This window comes from Pseudoalteromonas sp. SIMBA_162, assembly GCF_046535955.1.
GTDB classification, from domain to species: Bacteria; Pseudomonadota; Gammaproteobacteria; order Enterobacterales; family Alteromonadaceae; genus Pseudoalteromonas; species Pseudoalteromonas marina.
The window spans coordinates 1-249 of record NZ_JAWJBQ010000898.1 but is presented as its reverse complement, the minus strand read 5'-3'; the positions used below and the strand labels follow the sequence as shown (position 1 = coordinate 249).

Sequence of the window (249 nt, the reverse complement as noted above, 5' to 3'; positions counted from 1 at the left end):
GCACTGTCCACCCGTGGCCAGCTCAAGGCGGTCATCGCCCGCTACGCGGCCCTGGGGCTGGCGCCCGTGGTGGCGACCGAACTCGAATTCTTTGTTTTTGCCCCCAACAGCGACCCGCAGCAGCCGTTCCAGCCACCCGTAGGCAGCGATGGCCGTCGCGAGCTTGGCCATTCGGCGTTCAGTGTCAGTTCCAACAATGGCCTGCGCCCGTTCTTCAAAGAGGTGTACCACTGCATGGCCGCGCTCGGC

1 pseudogene is annotated in these 249 nt (G+C 65.5%); it reads left to right on the top strand.

What is annotated here, in order from left to right:
• Nucleotides 1–249: pseudogene (locus tag R0J88_RS22315) on the top strand (glutamine synthetase); the annotation flags it as partial.